The following is a 19,929-nucleotide window of genomic DNA, read 5'->3' as shown; positions in this document are numbered from 1 at the left end:
CCGCTTAATAAATAGGTCTGCTACTTCGAATTTTTCGGATAAGCGGGGTCTTTCTTTTTTAGCAGTTCTCGCAGAATCTCAAGCTCCAGTTCTTTTTCCCCGAGCACCTTCATGGCCTTTTCGTAGCGCTGTTCCACATCCTGTAGTCGCTGAAGTTCTTGAAGATGCTCATCTGCAACCGGAATATCTTCGGGTGGAATGGAGTCACGATGATCCCTAATCCACCCGCGTATGGTTTCTGGATGGATGTCATACATGCGGGATAATACCCCCACCTTAACTCCAGCTAACGCTTCCTTAACAACTTTAAGCCGTTCTTCCTCTTTCAGCCTCTTTCCCATCCTCGTCATCTCCCCCTTAGCTCCAGTTTAAATTATTGGGTGGGAGGACTCCAGTTTAATTAGGGGGCCTAGGAGAAAGTGCAGCTTTTTTCCGCAAAACTCCCCTCCTTAACTCATTTCCTGCGAATCTGCAGGCATTTCACATCCCTTCTTCCTGTTCCGGAGTGCAACCCTCAAGTAGCTGCACATTCGCATCCGTTTCATTTTCCCTGGCGAAATTCGCCAAGAAAACCTGCAGATTTTCAGGAAAAAACCTCCTGTTCCGTCTGGTCAAACGGACACGTTGTCCCATCATCCTCTGCGCAGCGATGAACCGCATGATGGACCGCCGCATGGAGTCTGACCACTGCCCGCTGCGCATGCCTGTAGAGCCCATTTATTGAAACCCCTGCTGTCCTGCCGCGGCGACCGATATCTTTTTTCACGCTCGAACGGACTTCGTCAAGCTCTGATTTGGTTTCGAGCCCCAAAGTCGATTTACCACCTGGATTTCCCGGTCGTGAATATCCAGTCTGCTTCATTCAGGCTTGCCAGCCATGTTCTCCCATACGGAGATCGCTGTTAAGCAGTTCGTGATGGGATGATAGTCGGCCTTCGGGGGCGGGCTCTTAATATTGCTGTATTTCCGGTTGCACGCATCCAAAAGCTGGTACCATCCCCCGTAGCGATGATCTACAAAATGAGTCCAGCAGTAAGCGAACATGTCCATGTGAAATTTCCGGTATTCCGTCCGGCCCGTACAGGCGGCCAGCATTGCTGAAGCGCCGAGCGATTCCGCCATGACCCAGTACGATTTATCCGTGTCGATAATTCGTCCGTCTATAGGAGACATTGCGAAGAAAATACCCCCATGCCGCCGGTCCAATCCTCTATGCAGCGATTCCTGAAACAAGCGCTCCGCTTGTCGTAGAAGCCATTCCTGTGGACTGTGCCGGTACAGCAGCAGGAGCAGCTTGGCCCACTCGATTGAGTGGCCGAAGATATACCCGTAGGGCCGGTATTCACTCTTGGTGAAGTCCTTGTTGTAATTCCAGTCGATCTTCCAATCGGAATTGTAGTGCTCCCAGATCAGTCCGCCCGATTGCGGGAGAAGCTTGAACATGACGGAGTGTGCCAGGGTGTTCGCACGGTCCAGATAGCGTCTGTCGCCGGTAGCCTCGTAAGCCGCCATCATTGCCTCGCATAAATGCATATTGGCGTTCTGTCCGCGATAGGGAGACAGTTCCATCCGGTCAGCGGTGATTTCATCGGCGTACAGGCTGTCTTTTTCACTCCAAAAAAGCTTCTCCAGCACCTCGTACACTTTGCCGATCATCGGTCCTGCCGAGGAAAGCCCCGCCTTGAATGCAGTGGAGGCCGCCAGCAAGACAAAAGCGTGCCCATAGGCGAATTTTCTTTTATCGGTCGGAGTACGCCCTTTTAGTGTCCAATGGTAACCCCCGTGCTCATGATTCCAATGATACTCCCGCAGAAAATGCAGCCCGTGCTCCACAGCTCCGCGGTACTCCTCGGGTCCGCCAACCTGTAAAGCCGCGCTGAAAATATAAACGAACCGCGTCATTCCAACCAATTGTTTCGTCTCGTAATCGCTTATGGTTCCATCGTCCAGAAAGGAGTTGATATAACCGCCGTACTGAAGGTCGATACACCGGGGGGCATAGAAATGCACCGTGTCCAGAATGTGCCGCTTCAGAAAGGAAGGATCTGCGAAATCGGGAAAAACGGATGGGGTTCCCATCATGGATCTCTCCCCTTCGTTATGAAATAGCCGATAATGATCATCTATGCGGTTAAGCTTGGTCTTTATGTTACCCTAGTGAATTAGATTCCGGTCATCAAGTCCGGCAGGCGAGTAAGGCTCTGGACGGCAATGCGAAAAAGCGGATTTTCGGAAGACCAGGCCGTAATGTCCGAAAATCCGCCGTATGCGGCGTATGATTGCGTATATGAAATTCGTGAGGCCGCACTCACTCCTCCTGCAGCTGCCGCAGTACGATGATCTCGACCCGGCGGTTCTTCTGCCGTCCGCTCTCTGTTGCATTGTCCGCTGCGGGGCGGGTATCGGCGTAGCCGGCATACTGGAATTGGCTAGATTTTAACCCCCCTTTTTCCAGAAAAAAACGTAGAACGGACAGCGCGCGGGCTCCCGAAAGCTCCCAGTTGTCAACATACCGGGAGGAGGGGAGCACCGGCTGGTTGTCCGTATGGCCCTCGATGCTGACCATCGCCCCGATGCCGCGGAACAGGCCGGACAACTGGTGCAGCGCGGGAAGTGCTGCGGGCTTGAGATCCGCCTTGCCGACATCGAACAGGAAGCGGTCGCTGAGGGTGATGGCGATGCCCTGAGGCTTGTCCGCGACAAAAATCTGTCCGCCAAGATCATTGACCTTCACGTACTCCGTAATTACGTTCATCAGCTCTGCCAGCTTCGCTTCCTGCTGGCGGAAGGCAAGCTCGCGGGGAGAGGGAGATTCGGCAGTTTTTCCGCTATCCGGCGTCGCTGACGGAATAACGGCAGAATGGCCGTCTGCACGGCTCTGACCGTCTCCGTTCTCCGTGCTGCCTGCATTTTGCTCGCCTTTTCCGCCGTCCATTATTCCGTTCCCGCCGTCAAGCACGCCGTTCCCGGTCTGGAGTGAGCGCTGCAGCGAAGAGATCACGCCGCTATATTTCTCCTGATCGAGACTGCTCATGGCAAACAGAACGACAAAAAAGATAAGCAGCAGCGTAATCAGATCGGCATAGGTAATCATCCAGCGGTTGCTGCTGTCGCGCCCGTCAGGGCGGCGATTCCGGCGTCCCCGCTGCCTCATGTCCGGACCCCGGCTGAGGCGATCCCTTCCGCTTCGCTTTGGAGGAATGAGGCCAGCTTCTTGCGTACCATTTGCGGATGGTCGCCATTCTGTACAGCCAGAATGCCTACAAGCAGCATCTCCATGCCGTGCAGCCGGAGCTGGCTGCGTGATTTAATCTTGGAGGCGATGGGCAAGAGGAGCAGATTGGCGCTGGCGACCCCGTACAGTGTCGCTGTGAAAGCAACGGCGATTGAAGGCCCGAGCTGGGATGGATCGGTCAGGTGGCCGAGCACGCGGATGAGACCGAGGACGGTTCCGATAATGCCCATGGTGGGCGCGTAGCCGCCGGCGGCCTCGAACACTTTCGCATAGCCTTCAGTTTTAAGCTCCGCCGCGTCCATCTCCAGCTCCAGAATTTGACGCACCTGTTCAGGGTCCGTGCCGTCGACAATAAGCTGCAGGCCTTCGCGGGTAAAGGGATCGGGAAGCGTCTCCACCCGGGGCTCTAATGCCAGAACGCCGTTTCGGCGGGAGAAGGCCGCCATCTCGACGAATTCTTCTACCTTCTCTTCGAGGTTATCGTCGCTCCGTCCAAAGGCTATCCTAAGCCCTGTCCCGACGGACCGCAGCGTGCGGGCGGGAAAGCTTATTAGAACAGCGGCAGCAGTGCCCCCGAATACAATGAGGGCGGCATTCCATTGCAGAAGACCGGATACGCCGCCGCCTTCCCAGAAAAATCCGCCGATCAGGGCGGCGGCTCCGGCAAGGATGCCGATTATCGAGGTGATATCCATTTGTTATACTCCTTAATTTATATATTTAAGTTTGCATGAATGCGCTAGGCCATGTATAATGGATGGGAACAAGTATTCTTATATTCCATTTTTTCACTCTAGTATGAAGATCGGCATTTAAGCCAACAATTTTGATAATATATTAATATATTTTAAATGATTAATGGGGAGGCGGGCAAATGAATGATATTGTCGTCAGTACGAAGACCTTCGAACTGGAGTCCGAGTACTCACCCCAGGGCGATCAGCCCCGCGCCATCGGAGAATTGGTGGAAGGTTTGCGGCAGGGCAAGAAGCATCAGACGCTGCTGGGAGCGACGGGCACGGGCAAGACGTTTACCATAGCGCAGATGATCGCCAAGGTGAACCGGCCGACGCTGGTGATCGCGCATAATAAGACGCTGGCCGCTCAGTTGGCGAGCGAATTCAAGGATTTTTTTCCGCATAACTCGGTCGATTATTTCGTGAGTTATTACGACTACTACCAGCCGGAGGCTTACATCCCTTCCTCGGATACTTATATTGAGAAGGATTCCAGCATCAACGAGGAAATTGATAAGCTCCGCCACTCCGCGACGAGCTCACTTTTCGAACGAAGGGATGTCATTATCGTTGCGAGCGTATCCTGCATTTATGGCCTCGGTTCACCGCAGGAATACGGCAGCCTGCTGTTATCGCTGCGGGTGGGGATGGAGAAGCCCCGGAACCAAATTTTAAGCCGGCTGGTAGATATCCAGTATCAGCGCAACGACATCAATTTCGTACGGGGAACGTTCCGCGTGCGCGGCGATGTGATCGAGATCTTCCCCGCTTCGCAAGCCGAGCATGCCATTCGCGTCGAACTGTTCGGCGACGAAATCGAGCGGATTACCGAGATCGACGTGCTGACCGGGGAACTGATCGGGGAGCGGGAGCATGTCGCCATTTTTCCGGCTTCCCACTTTGTTACGCAGGAAGAGACGATGCGCGTTGCTCTGGTCAACATCGAGCGGGAACTGGAAGAACGTCTGGCCGTCTTGCGTGACGCCGGCAAGCTGCTGGAAGCCCAGCGGCTGGAGCAGCGGACGCGGTACGACATTGAGATGATGAAGGAAGTCGGCTTCTGCTCCGGCATCGAGAACTACTCCGGACCTCTGACCTTCCGCGAGCGCGGTGCCACTCCCTACACGCTGCTGGATTATTTCCCGGACGATATGCTGATTGTTATTGATGAGTCGCATGTGACGCTTCCGCAAATTCGGGCGATGTATAACGGTGACCAGGCGCGCAAGACCGTGCTTGTAGAGCACGGCTTCCGCCTGCCGTCCGCCCTGGACAACCGGCCGCTAAGGTTCGAGGAGTTCGAGGATAAGGTCAAGCAGATCGTTTATGTCTCCGCTACACCCGGACCCTATGAGCTGGAGCACTGCAATGAAATGGTGGAACAGATTATCCGGCCGACCGGCCTGCTGGACCCCATCATCGAAGTGCGTCCGACGGAAGGGCAGATCGACGATTTGATCGGCGAAATCCGCGAGCGGATCGACCGCGACGAGCGTGTGCTGGTTACGACGCTGACGAAGAAGATGGCGGAGGATCTTACCGACTATCTTAAGGAAATCGGCATTAAGGTGCGCTACCTGCATTCGGACATCAAGACGCTGGAGCGGATAGCGATCCTGCGCGATCTGCGTCTCGGTACGTTTCACGTGCTCGTGGGTATTAACTTGTTAAGAGAAGGGCTGGATTTGCCGGAAGTATCGCTGGTCTCGATACTCGATGCCGATAAGGAAGGCTTCCTCCGTTCCGAGCGTTCGCTGATCCAGACGATCGGCCGCGCCGCCCGCAATTCGGAGGGCAAGGTAATTATGTACGGAGACAACATTACCGAGTCTATGGATAAGGCGATTACCGAGACCCAGCGGCGCCGGTCCATCCAGATCGCCTACAATGAGCAGCACGGCATTACACCGCAGACGATCCGCAAGAAAGTGCGAGACGTCATCGAGGCGACGAAGGTAGCCGAATCGAAAGCCGATTACTTAACCGGCGCGGCTGGCAAGATGAGCAAGAAAGAACGTCAGAGCCTGATGCAGCGGCTTGAGGCCGAAATGAAGGAAGCCGCGAAGAATCTCCAGTTCGAACGCGCCGCAGAGCTGCGCGACGCCCTGCTGGAGCTGCGGGCTGAGTAACCGAGCCTTGAGTGAAAGCATCACGATAGAATTGAACGAGTGTGAACGGCGCTGTCCTTAGGCCGTTCTTCGTGCTTTTTGCCAGTAGCCTGGCTGAAGCGAATCCCGCAGGGAGGCCGCTCTAAGCAGGCAATGGCAGTGAGAGCACCGCGCAAACGTAAAGCGAATCCCGCAGGGAGAGCGCTCCAAGCAGGCAGTGGCAGTGAGAGCACCGCGCAAACGTAAAGCGAATCCCACAGGGAGAGCGTTCCGAGCAGGTAGTGGCAGTGAGAGCACCGCGCAACCGTAAAGCGAATCCCGCAGGGAGAGCGCTCCTAGCAGGCAGTGGCAGTGAGAGCACCGCGCAAACGTAAAGCGAATCCCGCAGGGAGAGCGCTCCTAGCAGGCAGCCGCACTCAAGCGCCCACCCTCGCGAGCGCAAACGTTCGAGTGGTCCCGCAGGGATAAGCGGCTCACCGCACGCAGGCAACTAAACACAGCCCCCCGCCCCTCACTCCGCCAAAAATTGCGGGTGTCCAGAGGGCGCAGCCCTTGGGGCCCTCCCACTGGGAGGGTTTGGGAGGGCGAACCGAAATAACCTTGGAGGAGATGTACCGTTGGCGAACGAAAACATAGTAATCAAAGGCGCAAGGGCGCATAATCTCAAAAATATCGACGTGACGATACCGCGCGACCGGTTCGTCGTCCTGACGGGGCTAAGCGGCTCCGGCAAGTCATCGCTGGCTTTCGACACCATTTATGCCGAAGGACAGCGGCGGTATGTGGAGTCGCTGTCGGCTTACGCCCGGCAGTTCCTCGGCCAAATGGAGAAGCCGGATGTCGATTCCATCGACGGCTTGTCCCCGGCCATCTCCATCGACCAGAAGACGACAAGCCGCAATCCGCGTTCCACCGTAGGAACGGTGACGGAGATTTATGACTATCTGCGCCTGCTGTTCGCGCGGGTCGGACATCCCCATTGCCCGGACCACGGCATTGAGATTACCTCGCAGACAGTCGAGCAGATGGTCGACCGGATTATGCAGTACCCGGAGAAGACGAGACTGCAGATTCTCGCGCCGGTTATAACAGGCCGCAAAGGCGAGCATAAGAGCCTGTTTGCGGAAATTTCGAAGCAGGGCTTCGTGCGTGTGCGAGTCGACGGTGAGCTGCGTGATTTATCCGAGGACATTGAGCTCGAGAAGAACAAGAAGCACACGATTGAAGTCGTGGTCGACCGGATCGTCATCAAAGAAGATGTGGAGTCGCGGCTAACGGATTCCATCGAGACGGCTCTGAAGCTGTCCGGAGGCAAAATTCTCGTCGATATCATCGGCCAGGAGGAACTGCTGTTCAGCTCCAGCTTCGCCTGTCCCATATGCGGCTTCAGCATGGAAGAGCTGGCGCCGCGCATGTTCTCCTTTAACAGCCCATTTGGCGCGTGCCCGGAATGCGACGGGCTTGGGGCGCAAATGGTGGTCGATCCCGATTTGCTCATCCCGGATGCCGGGAAGTCCATCGAAGACGGCGCTTTTTTGGCCTGGACGGGCAGCACATCCAACTATTACCCGCAGTTTCTGAAATCGGTATGCCAGCACTTTCACATTCCCGAGAATGTGCCTGTAAGTGAACTGACGCCGGAGCAAATGAACAAGCTGCTTCACGGTACGGGAAGCGAGAAAATCCATTTCCGCTACGAGAATGATTTTGGGCAGCGGAAGGAAGCGATGGTCCCTTTCGAAGGTATTATTCCGAACCTCGAGCGCCGTTATCGTGAGACGGCTTCTGATGGCATCCGCGAGTTTATAGAAGGCTTCATGAGTGCCAAGCCATGCCCCGTATGCAAGGGCAAACGGCTGAAACGTGAAATCCTCGCTGTAACCGTAGGCGAAAAGAACGTTGCCGAAGTAACCGATCTGTCGATCGGGGACAGCCAACGCTTTTTCAGCGACCTTGCCTTAAGTGAGAAAGAACAGGCTATCGCCAATCTGATTCTAAAGGAGATTAGCAGCCGCCTCGGGTTTCTCGTCAATGTCGGTCTCGAATATTTGACGCTCAGCCGTTCGGCAGGCACGCTGTCCGGCGGGGAGGCCCAGCGCATCCGGCTGGCGACGCAGATCGGTTCCAGCTTAATGGGCGTACTGTACATTCTGGATGAGCCCAGCATCGGCCTGCACCAGCGTGACAATGACCGGCTTATTTCGACGCTTGCGCATATGCGCGATCTCGGCAACACCCTGATCGTTGTCGAGCATGACGAAGATACGATGCTGGCGTCGGATTATATTATCGACATCGGTCCTGGAGCGGGCATTCATGGCGGCAAAGTTATGGCCCAGGGAACGCCGCAGGAAATCATGAATGACCCCAACTCGCTGACCGGCGAATACCTCAGCGGACGCAAATTCATTCCGGTCACCTCTGATCGGCGCGAGAGCGACGGACGCTGGCTGGAAATCCGGGGGGCCAAGGAAAATAACCTCAAGAACGTGAACGTCAAAATTCCGCTCGGCGTCTTTACGGCGGTAACCGGCGTATCCGGCTCCGGCAAGTCATCGCTTGTCAACGAAATTCTCTACAAGAGTCTGGCCAAAGAGCTGAACAAAGCGGCTAAGGTGCGCCCGGGGCAGCATAAAGAAATACGCGGCCTTGCGCATTTGGACAAAGTTATCGATATCGACCAGTCGCCGATCGGACGCACGCCGCGGTCCAATCCGGCAACCTATACGGGCGTGTTCGACGACATTCGCGACCTGTTCTCCAAGACGAATGAAGCGAAGGTAAGAGGCTTTCAAAAAGGCCGTTTCAGCTTCAATGTCAAGGGCGGACGCTGCGAAGCATGCCGGGGCGACGGCATTATCAAGATTGAAATGCACTTTCTGCCGGATGTCTACGTTCCGTGCGAGGTCTGCAAGGGCAAACGTTACAACCGCGAGACGCTGGAAGTGAAATACAAAGGGAAGAACATCGCCGATGTGCTGGGGATGACGGTGGAGGACGGAACGGAATTCTTCCAGAACATACCGAAAATTCACCGCAAGCTGCAAACTTTGCTCGATGTCGGTCTAGGCTATATCAAGCTGGGTCAACCGGGAACGACCCTTTCCGGCGGGGAAGCGCAGCGTGTGAAGTTGGCGTCGGAGCTGTACCGCCGGAGTACGGGCAAGACGCTGTATATACTGGACGAGCCGACTACAGGCCTGCATGTGGACGATATCAGCCGCTTGCTGGAAGTGCTGCACCGCTTGGTTGAATCGGGCGAATCGGTGCTCGTTATCGAGCATAACCTGGACGTAATCAAGACGGCCGACTATATTATCGACATGGGACCGGAAGGCGGCAGCGGCGGCGGAACGGTAATCGCGGAAGGTACGCCGGAACAGATTATCCAGGTGTCTGAATCGTACACGGGCAAATACCTGAAGCCGATTCTGCTTCGGGATACGGCGCGGACGGAGGCGCAGATGCTTCAGATCTCGGAAGCACAATAAGGTGAGTGTCTTTTTTATATAAAGATATGCAAAAGGGCCGCGGCTTCTGCCGCGGCCTATCTCGTGCGCAATTACAGTTTTCCAGTACGTCACTTACAGTATTTCCAGTACGCACTTACAGTATTTCGTCACGCTACAGTATTTCGTTATGCACTTACAATATTTCTGAACGCAACTCCGTTATTCCAGCCTCAAAATCACGAGGCAACCGTAGCTAGAATGGAGTTCAGCTTGTCCTGAATGGCCGGCACGCCGACGCGTTCGGTAAAGGCATGGAAGCTCTCGCCTGCGGCGCGTTCGTTCTTGTAGAACAGCAGAAGCTGTTCAAGCACGCCTGCGACTTCGTCCGCTTGGACGCGTCCCTTGAGCGGCTGCGCGAACTTCGCGGCCGGACCCTGCGCTCCGCCGCCAAGCGTACCGCCGACAGCAATGTCGTAAGCTTCGGCCATGCCTTCGGGGGTCTTTACCAAAGCCCCCTGAAGTCCGATATCTCCAATCTGTTTCTGTCCGCAGGCATTCGGGCAGCCGATAAGATGGAGGCGGACCTTCTCGCCAAGGTCCAGGTGTTCGTCCAGGTACTCGGCAATGGCGACAGCGCGCTTTTTCGTCTCTACAAGAGCCAGGCTGCAGAACTCGTTGCCGGTGCAGGCGACGGTGCGGCTGATAAAAGGCTTCGGCGCAGCTGACAGGCGCTGAAGCACAGGCGCTGCCAGCAGCTCTTCGACTTTATCGTTCGGCACGCCGCTAAGGATGGCGTTCTGCGACATCGTCGTGCGGATGGTGCCGTCGCCGTAAGTGTCTGCGAGATCGGCCAACTGTGTAAGCTCGTCTGCGTTCATCCGTCCGACAGGCACGTTAAGGCCGACATAGTTCAGTCCCTGCTGCGGCTGCGGATGCACACCGTCGAAATAGGCGGCCTGCCAGCCAACCGTTTTGTCCTCGCCGCGCGCAGGCAGCTCCCCGATCAGCTCGAGCAGCTTGTCCTTGAATTTCTCCGCGCCCCAATCGGCCACCAGGAATTTCAGCCGGGCGTGGTGTCTTTTCTCGCGGTATCCATTGTCGCGGAAGATTGTCGCAACGCCAATCGCAACCTTCAGCACCTCATCCGGACGGACAAAGATATCCAGCTTCTGCGCCAGATGCGGCTTAGCAGACAGTCCGCCGCCAACCATGACATGGAAGCCGATCGTCTCCTCGCCATTGATCTCCTTGACCGCAGGCGTGAATGCCAAATCATTGATCTCGGCATGCGCGTTATTGTAAGGATTCGCGGAGATCGACATTTTCAGCTTGCGCGGAAGATTGGAGAAATCGCGATTCAGCACGAAGAAGTTATTCACTTCGTCGACAAGGGCTTTCGTATCCATCAGCTCGTCCTTGTCGATTCCGGCAAGCGGGTTGCCGACAATCGTGCGCGGGCAGTCGCCGCAGGCTTCGAAGGAGTATAAGCCGACTTCCTCCAGACGCTTAAAAATATCCGGGAAATTCTCAACGGTCAGCCAGTGGAACTGAATCGCCTGACGGGTGGTAATATCGACAAGATTTCTACCGTAAAGCCGGGAAATATCGGCCAGAGTCCGCGCCTGCGCGGAAGTCATAACCCCGGTGTTAATGCGGACGCGCATCATGAAATGACCGTTCTTCGGTTTTTGCTGGTATACGCCCGCCCATTTGAAGAGGTCCAGGTCGTCGGCGGGAATGGAATCATAGCCCTCCAGCGCGTATTTTTCGATAATGCTGCGGATGATGTCCAGCCCGTCTTTTTCCAGTTTGACTAATTCAAATTTGGACAGTTTGTCCGGTTCTTTGGTCCAAATCGGTTCATATGCCATTGATGAAGCCTCCTTAATTATGTCACTGACGTTCCGAGCCGCGTTCGCGCTCTATTTCATTTAAATCCGACGAGGTCGCTAAGAGATTGGTTTGATGGTAACAGATTTCCTGCTTCCCGTATGTGAAGTAAGGTATAACCTGTATAACAATTGTTTATGGAATCTCCAGATTCCGTTGATAAATCGCAAGGCGGATGTCAGGCAGAGAGGATGAAAGATTCAAACACGGACAATCCCGTTAATAGTATAATAAGAGCATGCAAGTGAGGATTTTTTTGGAAAATAGGCATGATCCGCTGACCGCGTTTAATATGCTTTATATTAGTACGAGAAATGGATGCCAGTCTTATAGGCTCGTCGCTGCTGGTTCCTTTTTTCTCCAGGCACTTTGATAACTGAATAACAAATACGGGGTGTCAATGAATGCTGTCACAATTACATAAGATTTTGGAAAAAATCTATTGCGTGCCGTCTTTGGTAACGGTAACATAGAAGTGATAAGGCATGAGGAAAAGAGTGGGCTGTGCGGCTAAAGGGCAAGTCTGCTCGACAATCATGATGAGGAGGTAGGGATATGCTGCTTGCGGAAGCCGCCACGGCAACTGCGTCCAGGTTTCATACCTTTGATGTGTTTATGATCTTGTTTACGGCCCTAATTGCGATTGGGGTTGTCCGATTGCTCAGAGCCCCTCAGAAGAACAAGTTCGCGATTGCCTTCGGAGTTGTCAGCCTGCTGGTCTTTCTCGTGTCCGATTATGCCATGGTCAAATATTGGCTGGGCTAGAAAGCCGGCGTTCCCCAGCTTGAACACATAGTAAGCACCGATTTTTGTTGTCAGCGAAGACACCTTTGCCGCCGTTCGCGGGAGTAGAGGCGTCTTTTTTCTTTTTTCAAGCAAGGGCAGCTGAATGATATTAATGGGGTAAAAGAGGAGATAAACGTATGGGAAGAAGTATGATGTGTATGCGCAACAAAATTCTGCGCTTTTTGCTATGCGGCCTCATTCTGGGACTAGCCCTGGGCTGGAGCGTACCCGTGTCCGAAGCGGCTCGAAAAGGTGACGCGGCTACCGCGTATTTATCCTCCACAGGACAGCGTGTATCCACTATGGACCCGGTTCCGCAAATCTATAAACGTCTGTCTCCGTCGGTAGTCGGCATTATCGGCAAGGCCCAGGGCGGAAAAGATACGGGCCTAGACAACCGCTACAATCTGATGCATGGGTCGGGCGTAATCATCACAAGCGGAGGGTGGATCGTCACGAATGCACATGTCATTAGCGGTATGCGAAATGCCACGGTCGTGACAGCGGATGGAAAATCGTACAGCGTCAAGGATATGTATGCGGATGAAATCAGCGATGTGGCGCTGCTCAAGATCAACGCGGCTTCCCTGCAGCCTGCTTCCTTCGCTGAAGTCTCGAACGTGAGAGTCGGCGAAAAGGTCGTCGCCATCGGCGCGCCTTTATCCTTTGCGCTGCGCAATTCCGCTACTGTCGGCGTTGTCAGCGGCTTGGGGCGGGCCGTTGATGCGTCGTACCGTCTTTTGCAGAGCGATGCAGCCATTAACCCGGGCAACAGCGGGGGCCCCCTTGTTAATATGAACGGAAAAGTCATCGGCATCGTCAGCATGAAATTTTCGGCGGTCGGTGTGGAAAATACGGGATTTGCCATTCCTGCGGAAACGGTCCGTTATATCATCAAGCAGCTGTTTGCTTACGGTGAAGTAAGGCGCCCAAGCCTGGGGCTTGAGCTTCAGGAGAGCTGGTCCGCCATTATCGGCCTGCCGGCAGAAGACCCGCTTACCGTAACGAAGGTATCCTCCGAGGAAGCGCGCAAAGCCGGTATTTCCGAAGGGGATGAATTGTACAGCATCGACGGTCATAGGGTGACCTCGGCGGTCGATATCAATGAGCTGTTCAAGAGCTATCGTCCGGGGCAGACCGTTCAGCTGCTCATGCAGAGCGGAGGCGATATCGTCCAGCGCAAGCTGGTACTGGGGCAAGGAGATCCAGTAGTCAATACGGGAGAGGCAGACAGCGGCGAAGGCGGCGGACCGGCAGAGTAACAGGAAGCGGGGGAGATCCGAAATGGGAAAAATATGCTTTAAAGTCCTGCATGCCGTGCTGGCTGCGCTGATCGTACTGGCGGTCATGCTGCCGGAAGGCGCTGCGAGGGCCGCAGCAAGCAGCACACTTATGCTGACCCTGAAAGTGGGAAGCAAAGAAGCGAAAGCGAATGGACAGGCTCTCGCCATCGCGGCGCCGTTTTTAGAGAATGGGAGTGTCATGGTTCCGCTCGGAGTATTCAAAAAAGCGTTCAACAGCGGGGTCTTGCTTGGAAGCGGCGACGTTGTCAAAGTGACCTACGGCCCTCATACAGGCGCAATGACAATCGGCAGCACATCCGCCTGGAAGGACGGTCAGAAGGTGAAGCTGGCTGCTCCGCCGCGAATGGTGAACGGGGTGCTTATGGCGCCGCTGCGCTTTGTAGCCGGAGTTATCGGGGCGAAGGTTTCAGCCGGCAGCGGCGGCAGCATCGTGGTAACGGTATCTGCGGCGGAATCGGGGGATGGCGGCCTGCAAGGGAACGGCATCGACAGCGAGGCGGGCAAGACAAAGGTCGGCAACAGCTATTATGAGTGGAGCATGAACTATCCGGCCGGTCTCATTATCGGCAACAGCGGCGGAGAAGAGAGCGTAGCCACCTTCGCGAGTGCGGACAACGCCTATTACCTGGAAGTGCATGTGTCGCCACAGGAAGCTGCCACAGACGCGGACGAACTGCTGGAACAACTGGTGCGCGGCGCTGAAGAGAGCGGCGAAATCGTACTGGACCGGGAAGCTGTCCCGCAGGAGTCCACCCCATATGCCCGCATTGTCAGCAAAGATTCTTCCGGGGTCATGTGGGAGGGCCGGCAGTATTATGCGAACGGGCGATTATATGAGCTGTATTTAACGGATGACCATGCGGAGAACTATAAAGATTTTGCCAAGTACGCCGGGCTGCTGGGATCATTTCGTCCTTCCTTTGATAACAAGGATGGAACCATTCGGGATCTGTCGACCGTTCGGAACGGTCTGCGGACTGCGGGAAGCGACGATTACGGCATTTCTCTGCAGATTCCCGCCGGATGGAGCGCAGACAATCAGCATCTTGCTTATGAGAGCAAGTACGGCAGCTATTTGAAGCTGAACATCACCTCGGCGCCGACAGCTTCGTCCCTGGACAGCTGGGAAGAGGAGCTGAGATTGAAGGATGCGGATTTGTTTGTGCCGGGGGCTTACAGTGAGCAGGGCCGTACGGCAGCGGTGGTTTCCGGCGTTCCGTCGCGGCTTCGGGAAGTCCGGTACAATTACGGCAGCGGATGGATCACGGAGTATCAGGTGCTGCTGCTGAGGAGCGGTTATCGCTACTATGCGGAGTATGCCGTCCCGGATGGGCAGGACGAGGATAAGGCGAAATTCAGGGATGTGCTGGCTTCGCTGAAGATTGATTTTAACACGATAAAAGAGAACTTCGGCCGACTGGAGCAAAATGACTACCCCGCGCTGAAAAATAAAACCGCCGCCAAAATATCTAAAAATTACGGCTATACCATTCACATACCACGGCTGTGGACGCCCTCCGAAGGAGCATTCGAAATGCAGAACGTCGAGTACCGTTTCACCGGCGGACGGTTCCGGATCGCTTTGCTTCCGGGCGGTTCCTTTGACTATACGGTAAACCAGCTTAAAGAGTACTACCGGAATACGAGCGGCGATCCAAAAGGGCCGATTGTCGAAAGCGTACGGGATACGAAATTCGCCGGAGTACCGGCTGTGGAAATGACCGTGCGGCAAAATAAAAGAGGCATCCCCTCCCGCATCCGGGCCATCGTCTTCAGCCACGCGGATGTTGTCTTTACCCTTACAGCCACGCTGGGCGATGCGAACGCAACCGAAGCGCAGCAGGAGGTGCTGGAACGGACGCTCCAGTCATTCCGGTTTACAGATGAGGGGAAGCAGGAGCAGAGGACGAATTGATCACTGAAAATTGGATGCATACTGCCGGTATTGGACAGACGCTTGGGGAAGTCGCTTTAGGCAGTCGAACAGCGTCCATGGCCTAGATGGAAAGAACCTCCAGACCGCGATCGAGGCGGAATGGAGGTTCTTTTTTGCCGAATAGCACTTATGCATTGTAAACGAAATTGAGATTCGCGTCTTTTAGCAGCGGCGCTTTCTCGTCTTTGGCCGACAGCACCGGCACTACATCGATAGGCCACTCAATGCCGATATCCGGGTCATTCCACAGGATGCCTCCGTCGCATTCGGGCGCATATAATTCGTCGCATTTATACTGGACCTCCACGTCCTCGGTCAGCGTCATGAAGCCGTGGGCGAAGCCTTTAGGGATCAGCAGCTGCTTCTTGTTGTCCGCGCTCAGCTCGATTCCGAACCATTGGCCGTAGCCGGGACTCCCCTTGCGGATGTCGACGGCCACATCAAAGATGCTGCCGCGTGTACAGCGGACGAGCTTCGTCTGTGCTTTAGGGTTCAGCTGGTAGTGGAGCCCGCGCAGCGTCCCTTTTACCGCCGAGTAGGATTGATTATCCTGTACGAAGTTCAGGCCGATCCCCTGTTCCAGAAATTTGGCCTGGCTGTAGGTTTCCATGAACCAGCCGCGATGGTCGCCGAATACCGTGGGTTCTACGATTAGAACGCCTTCCAGATTCGTTTGTGTAAATTTCATCGATTCCACTCTTTCTGCATTAATATTTGATTTTGCCGTTAGCTACTTTGATCAAATACTGCCCGTAGCCGGTCTTACTCAGCTTCTCGCCGCAGGCCAGCAGCTGCTCATCTGTAATCCACCCGTTAATATATGCGATTTCCTCCGGCGCGGCGATTTTGATGCCTTGATGATCCTCAATTGTTCTTACAAAATTGGTTGCATCTACCAGACTCTGATGAGTGCCGGTATCCAGCCACGTAAAGCCGCGTCCCAGCAGCTCCACATCCAGCTCGCCAAGTCTCAGATATTCTTCGTTGACCGAAGTAATCTCCAATTCGCCCCGAGGCGAAGGCTTTACATTTTTCGCGATATCCACGACCCGATTGTCGTAAAAATACAGCCCCGTAACCGCATAGTGCGACTTGGGCTGTGCAGGCTTTTCTTCGATGGAGAGGACTTTGCCGTCACCATTAAACTCCACAACGCCAAAACGCTCCGGATCGGGAACGTGGTAACCGAACACCGTTGCACCTTGCGGTTTTTCCGAAGCGCGTTTAAGCATTTGACGCATGCCGGCCCCATAGTAAATATTGTCTCCGAGAACCATAGCGACCGAATCACTGCCGATAAAATCTTCGCCCAAAATAAAGGCCTGCGCCAATCCGTCGGGACTCGGCTGGATTTTGTACTGCAGCGAGATGCCGAACTGGGAACCGTCTCCCAGCAGACTCTCAAATCTCGGTGTATCCTCTGGAGTGGAAATAATCAAAATATCCTTGATTCCCGCTAGCATTAAAGTAGATAAAGGATAATAAATCATCGGTTTGTCGTAGACCGGCAGCAGCTGCTTGCTTGTAACCATGGTCAATGGATATAAGCGCGTGCCGCTGCCGCCCGCTAGGATAATGCCTTTCATTTTCTGAGTCAGCTCTCCCTGCTATATGTAATTTAATCCTCTTTGGCTATGTATATTTTACGCTTAACGTTCAACTGGTGTCTATTTCTCTTTACCTTTTTTCGCAAGAAATCGATTCCATTTCTATCTATTTCAAGTCTTATGGAAATGTAGAGATTGCTAGAGACAGCCTTGTAGCAGGAGAGTGTGATATTTGATACAATAGATAGGTTAACCGGGCATCAATCCATTTTAATTCTTCGGGAAGTCCGGATCACATATGCTTGGCACATTAATAGACCCGTTCCTGGCGGACGGTTTGGGAGGATATAAATGGAAGAGCGGGATATACGCAGGGAAGACGTGGAGCTGCTCGCACCGGCGGGCGACTGGGACTGCATGCGCGCGGCGGTGGCGAATGGGGCGGACGCTGTCTATTTCGGCGTGGAGAAATTTAATGCCCGGGCAAGAGCGAATAACTTTCAGATGGACGAACTGCCGGAAATTATGGCCTTTTTGCACAGCTATGGGGTAAAAGGGTTTCTGACGTTTAATATTCTAGTATTCGAGAACGAGCTTCCGGATGCAAAAGAATTGATCGACGCTTGCATAGATGCCGGTGTGGACGCGGTCATTGTGCAGGATCTCGGGCTGGTGAAGCTGATTCGCGAGATTTCGCCGGATTTTCCGATTCACGGCTCGACGCAAATGACGATTACTTCGCCAGAGGCGGTGGAGTTCACCAAGCCGTTCGAACTGGAGCGCGTGGTACTCGGTCGGGAAAATAATCTGAAGCAGATCCGTGCGATTGGCGATCAGGCGCGTCTGCCGATGGAGGTGTTCGTGCATGGCGCGCTGTGCGTCTCCTATTCGGGGCAATGTCTGACCTCGGAGATGTGGGGCGGGCGTTCTGCCAACCGTGGCGAATGCGCGCAGGCCTGCCGTTTGCCGTATGACCTTGTTGTGGACGGAGAGGTGAAGCCGATGGGGGACGTCTCCTATCTGCTGTCGCCAAAGGATTTGGCGGCCATCGACCTGCTGCCGGAGCTGATTCAGGCGGGCGTCACGTCTTTCAAAATCGAAGGGCGCATGAAAAGCCCCGAATACGTGGCGAATGTAATAGGCAAATACAGCAAGGCGATCGACCGTTATTTTGGCGGAAGATGGACTGCTCCGTCCAAGGAGGAAATGCGGGAGCTGCAGCAGAGCTTCTCACGCGGGTTCACGCACGGCTTCCTGGAAGGCACGAATAATAAAAAGCTGGTGGACGGCACTTTCCCAAAAAGCCGGGGCGTGTATGTTGGGACCGTGGAGCAAATTTTGCGTGACGGCGTTGTCTGCCGGATTGAAGCGCCGATTAAACGCGGCGACGGGATTGTGTTCGATGCGGGCGATCCGACGAAAAAAGAAGAAGGCGGCCGCATCTACGATCTCCGCCGCAAAGGCGTAAAGCTGGAAGGCGAAGCGCAGGAAGGCTGGATTGTCGACATCATCCCCGGACGCAGCGATATTAATTTGGGACGTCTGCATGTCGGCGACCGCATTTGGAAGACGAATGATCCGGCACTGGATAAAACGCTGCGGCAGACGTTTGAGACGGAGAAGCCGTACCGGGTGTTCCCGGTGCATGTAAAAGCCGCAGGCCGTACCGGGGAGCCGCTCTCTACCTGGTGGACCGACGTGCAGAAGGGCGTCACCGTCCGCGTCGACTCCGAGCTTGCGCTGGAGACGGCGAACAAGCGCCCGATGGACGCGGCGCTGCTGGAAGAGCAGTTCGGACGCCTTGGCGGGACCGTCTTCCAGCTTGAGCGTCTGGACGCCGAACTGTTAGGCGGCGTCATCGTGCCCATGCGCGAGCTGAACAGCATCCGCCGCCGTGCGGTGGAGCTGCTCGCTGGCGAGCGCCCGAAGCCGCCCGTATACGTGAAACGGGCGGTAGAGGTGTACGGCGACGCCGCTGCGCGCGGCGCGGGACCGGTCGCCCCGCTCGAAGCGGGCGACCCCTTCACAGGCGGCGGTGCTGCGCAGCTCACCGCGCTGTGCCGCAGCCTGCCGCAGGTGCAGGCTGCATTAGAGGCCCGCGTAACGTTCATCTACGCCGACTTCGAATTCATCAAGCAGTTCCCGGCAGCGGTAGCGGCCGTGCGGGCGGCCGGCGCGAGAGTCGCGCTGGCGACGCCGCGTATCCATATGCCGGGCGAGAACGGCTACCATGCCAACATCCTGCGCCTTCAGCCGGATGCGGTGTTGGTGCGCAATACCGGCGCGCTGTATTACTATCTGCGCCGCCGCCGGGAAGAGCCGGATGCCGTGCATCCGCTGCTCATCGGCGATTTCTCGCTGAACATCGCCAATCACAAGGCGGTCGACCTGTTTCTTGAAGCAGGCTGCGACCTGGTTACGCCGTCGTATGACCTGAATATCCAGCAGATGGTCGACCTGCTGCGGCACAGCCGCACCTCGCAGATGGAAGTGGTCATTCACCAGCATCTGCCGATGTACCATACGGAGCACTGCGTATATTGTACGTTCCTAAGCGAAGGAACCGACTTTACGAACTGCGGCCGTCCTTGCGAGAGCCAGCGTGCTTCCCTGCAAGACCGGATCGGCATGATCCATCCCGTTCGTGTGGATGAAGGCTGCCGCAATACGGTCTACAACGCAATTGAGCAGTCCGGTGCGGAATATCTGAACAACTTCCGCGAGCTCGGCGTATCGTCTTTCCGCGTGGAGTTTCTGGAGGAGACCCCCGAACAGGTAGTTGAGGTCATTGATCTGTACGGCAAAGCGCTGCGCGGCGAAATCTCCGGAACCCAGGTCTGGAAGACGCTCAAAGCGACCAACCAGCTCGGCGTTACCCGGGGTCAGTTGGTGAAATAACAGAGGATTATATGTAACTGTGTTTCTCGCAGAAAT

General features: G+C 55.1%; 13 protein-coding genes. 6 read left to right on the top strand and 7 right to left on the bottom strand.

The window, feature by feature from the left end:
- Nucleotides 1-20 precede the first annotated feature (20 nt).
- The 4 genes from VK70_RS19975 to VK70_RS19955 form a co-directional block, all read right to left on the bottom strand.
- Nucleotides 21-341 carry a helix-turn-helix domain-containing protein gene (locus VK70_RS19975; RefSeq protein WP_025700192.1) on the bottom strand — a complete coding sequence of 107 codons (321 nt, stop codon included), beginning with the start codon at nucleotides 339-341 and terminating at the stop codon, nucleotides 21-23.
- Between the two features lie 517 nt (nucleotides 342-858).
- Complete coding sequence (locus tag VK70_RS19965; RefSeq protein ID WP_233277717.1) at nucleotides 859-2,082, bottom strand: AGE family epimerase/isomerase; 1,224 nt, start codon at nucleotides 2,080-2,082, stop codon at nucleotides 859-861.
- A gap of 226 nt (nucleotides 2,083-2,308) precedes the next feature.
- Nucleotides 2,309-3,154, bottom strand: coding sequence for a flagellar motor protein MotB (locus VK70_RS19960; RefSeq protein ID WP_025694853.1), 846 nt, complete (start codon nucleotides 3,152-3,154; stop codon nucleotides 2,309-2,311).
- Nucleotides 3,151-3,930, bottom strand: coding sequence for a flagellar motor protein (locus VK70_RS19955; protein WP_025694852.1), 780 nt, complete (start codon nucleotides 3,928-3,930; stop codon nucleotides 3,151-3,153). Before VK70_RS19955 ends, VK70_RS19960 begins: the two co-directional genes overlap by 4 nt.
- A gap of 179 nt (nucleotides 3,931-4,109) precedes the next feature.
- On the opposite strand from VK70_RS19955, the gene uvrB reads away from it, so the two are divergent.
- The gene (uvrB, locus tag VK70_RS19950) at nucleotides 4,110-6,101 is read left to right on the top strand and encodes an excinuclease ABC subunit UvrB (RefSeq protein ID WP_025694851.1); all 1,992 of its coding nucleotides are present in this window, start codon (nucleotides 4,110-4,112) and stop codon (nucleotides 6,099-6,101) included.
- Nucleotides 6,102-6,697: 596 nt separating this feature from the next.
- Nucleotides 6,698-9,571: an excinuclease ABC subunit UvrA gene (gene uvrA, locus VK70_RS19945; RefSeq protein WP_025694850.1), complete on the top strand. Its 2,874-nt coding sequence runs from the start codon at nucleotides 6,698-6,700 to the stop codon at nucleotides 9,569-9,571.
- Between the two features lie 197 nt (nucleotides 9,572-9,768).
- Here uvrA and VK70_RS19940 read toward each other — a convergent pair whose 3' ends face one another.
- Nucleotides 9,769-11,403: a nitrite/sulfite reductase gene (locus VK70_RS19940; protein ID WP_025694849.1), complete on the bottom strand. Its 1,635-nt coding sequence runs from the start codon at nucleotides 11,401-11,403 to the stop codon at nucleotides 9,769-9,771.
- 574 nt (nucleotides 11,404-11,977) lie between these two features.
- On the opposite strand from VK70_RS19940, the gene VK70_RS19935 reads away from it, so the two are divergent.
- From VK70_RS19935 to VK70_RS19925, 3 genes are all read left to right on the top strand, one after another.
- Entirely contained in the window at nucleotides 11,978-12,187 is a 210-nt protein-coding gene (locus VK70_RS19935; RefSeq protein ID WP_025694848.1) for a hypothetical protein, read from the top strand.
- A 179-nt stretch (nucleotides 12,188-12,366) separates the two neighbouring features.
- Nucleotides 12,367-13,470: a S1C family serine protease gene (locus tag VK70_RS19930; protein ID WP_025694847.1), complete on the top strand. Its 1,104-nt coding sequence runs from the start codon at nucleotides 12,367-12,369 to the stop codon at nucleotides 13,468-13,470.
- A gap of 22 nt (nucleotides 13,471-13,492) precedes the next feature.
- Nucleotides 13,493-15,427: a stalk domain-containing protein gene (locus tag VK70_RS19925; RefSeq protein WP_025694846.1), complete on the top strand. Its 1,935-nt coding sequence runs from the start codon at nucleotides 13,493-13,495 to the stop codon at nucleotides 15,425-15,427.
- Nucleotides 15,428-15,575: 148 nt separating this feature from the next.
- Here VK70_RS19925 and rfbC read toward each other — a convergent pair whose 3' ends face one another.
- Entirely contained in the window at nucleotides 15,576-16,136 is a 561-nt protein-coding gene (gene rfbC / locus VK70_RS19920; RefSeq protein ID WP_025694845.1) for a dTDP-4-dehydrorhamnose 3,5-epimerase, read from the bottom strand.
- A 19-nt stretch (nucleotides 16,137-16,155) separates the two neighbouring features.
- The gene (gene rfbA, locus VK70_RS19915) at nucleotides 16,156-17,034 is read right to left on the bottom strand and encodes a glucose-1-phosphate thymidylyltransferase RfbA (RefSeq protein WP_025694844.1); all 879 of its coding nucleotides are present in this window, start codon (nucleotides 17,032-17,034) and stop codon (nucleotides 16,156-16,158) included.
- Nucleotides 17,035-17,346: 312 nt separating this feature from the next.
- Here rfbA and VK70_RS19910 point away from each other — a divergent pair, with 312 nt between their 5' ends.
- Complete coding sequence (locus tag VK70_RS19910) at nucleotides 17,347-19,893, top strand: U32 family peptidase (protein WP_046723657.1); 2,547 nt, start codon at nucleotides 17,347-17,349, stop codon at nucleotides 19,891-19,893.
- Nucleotides 19,894-19,929 lie beyond the last annotated feature (36 nt).

The sequence above is a fragment of the Paenibacillus durus ATCC 35681 genome (genome assembly GCF_000993825.1).
Classification (GTDB): domain Bacteria; phylum Bacillota; class Bacilli; order Paenibacillales; family Paenibacillaceae; genus Paenibacillus_AQ; species Paenibacillus_AQ durus_B.
The sequence above is the reverse complement of the archived record's forward strand: the minus strand, read 5'-3'. Positions and strand labels throughout refer to the sequence as shown.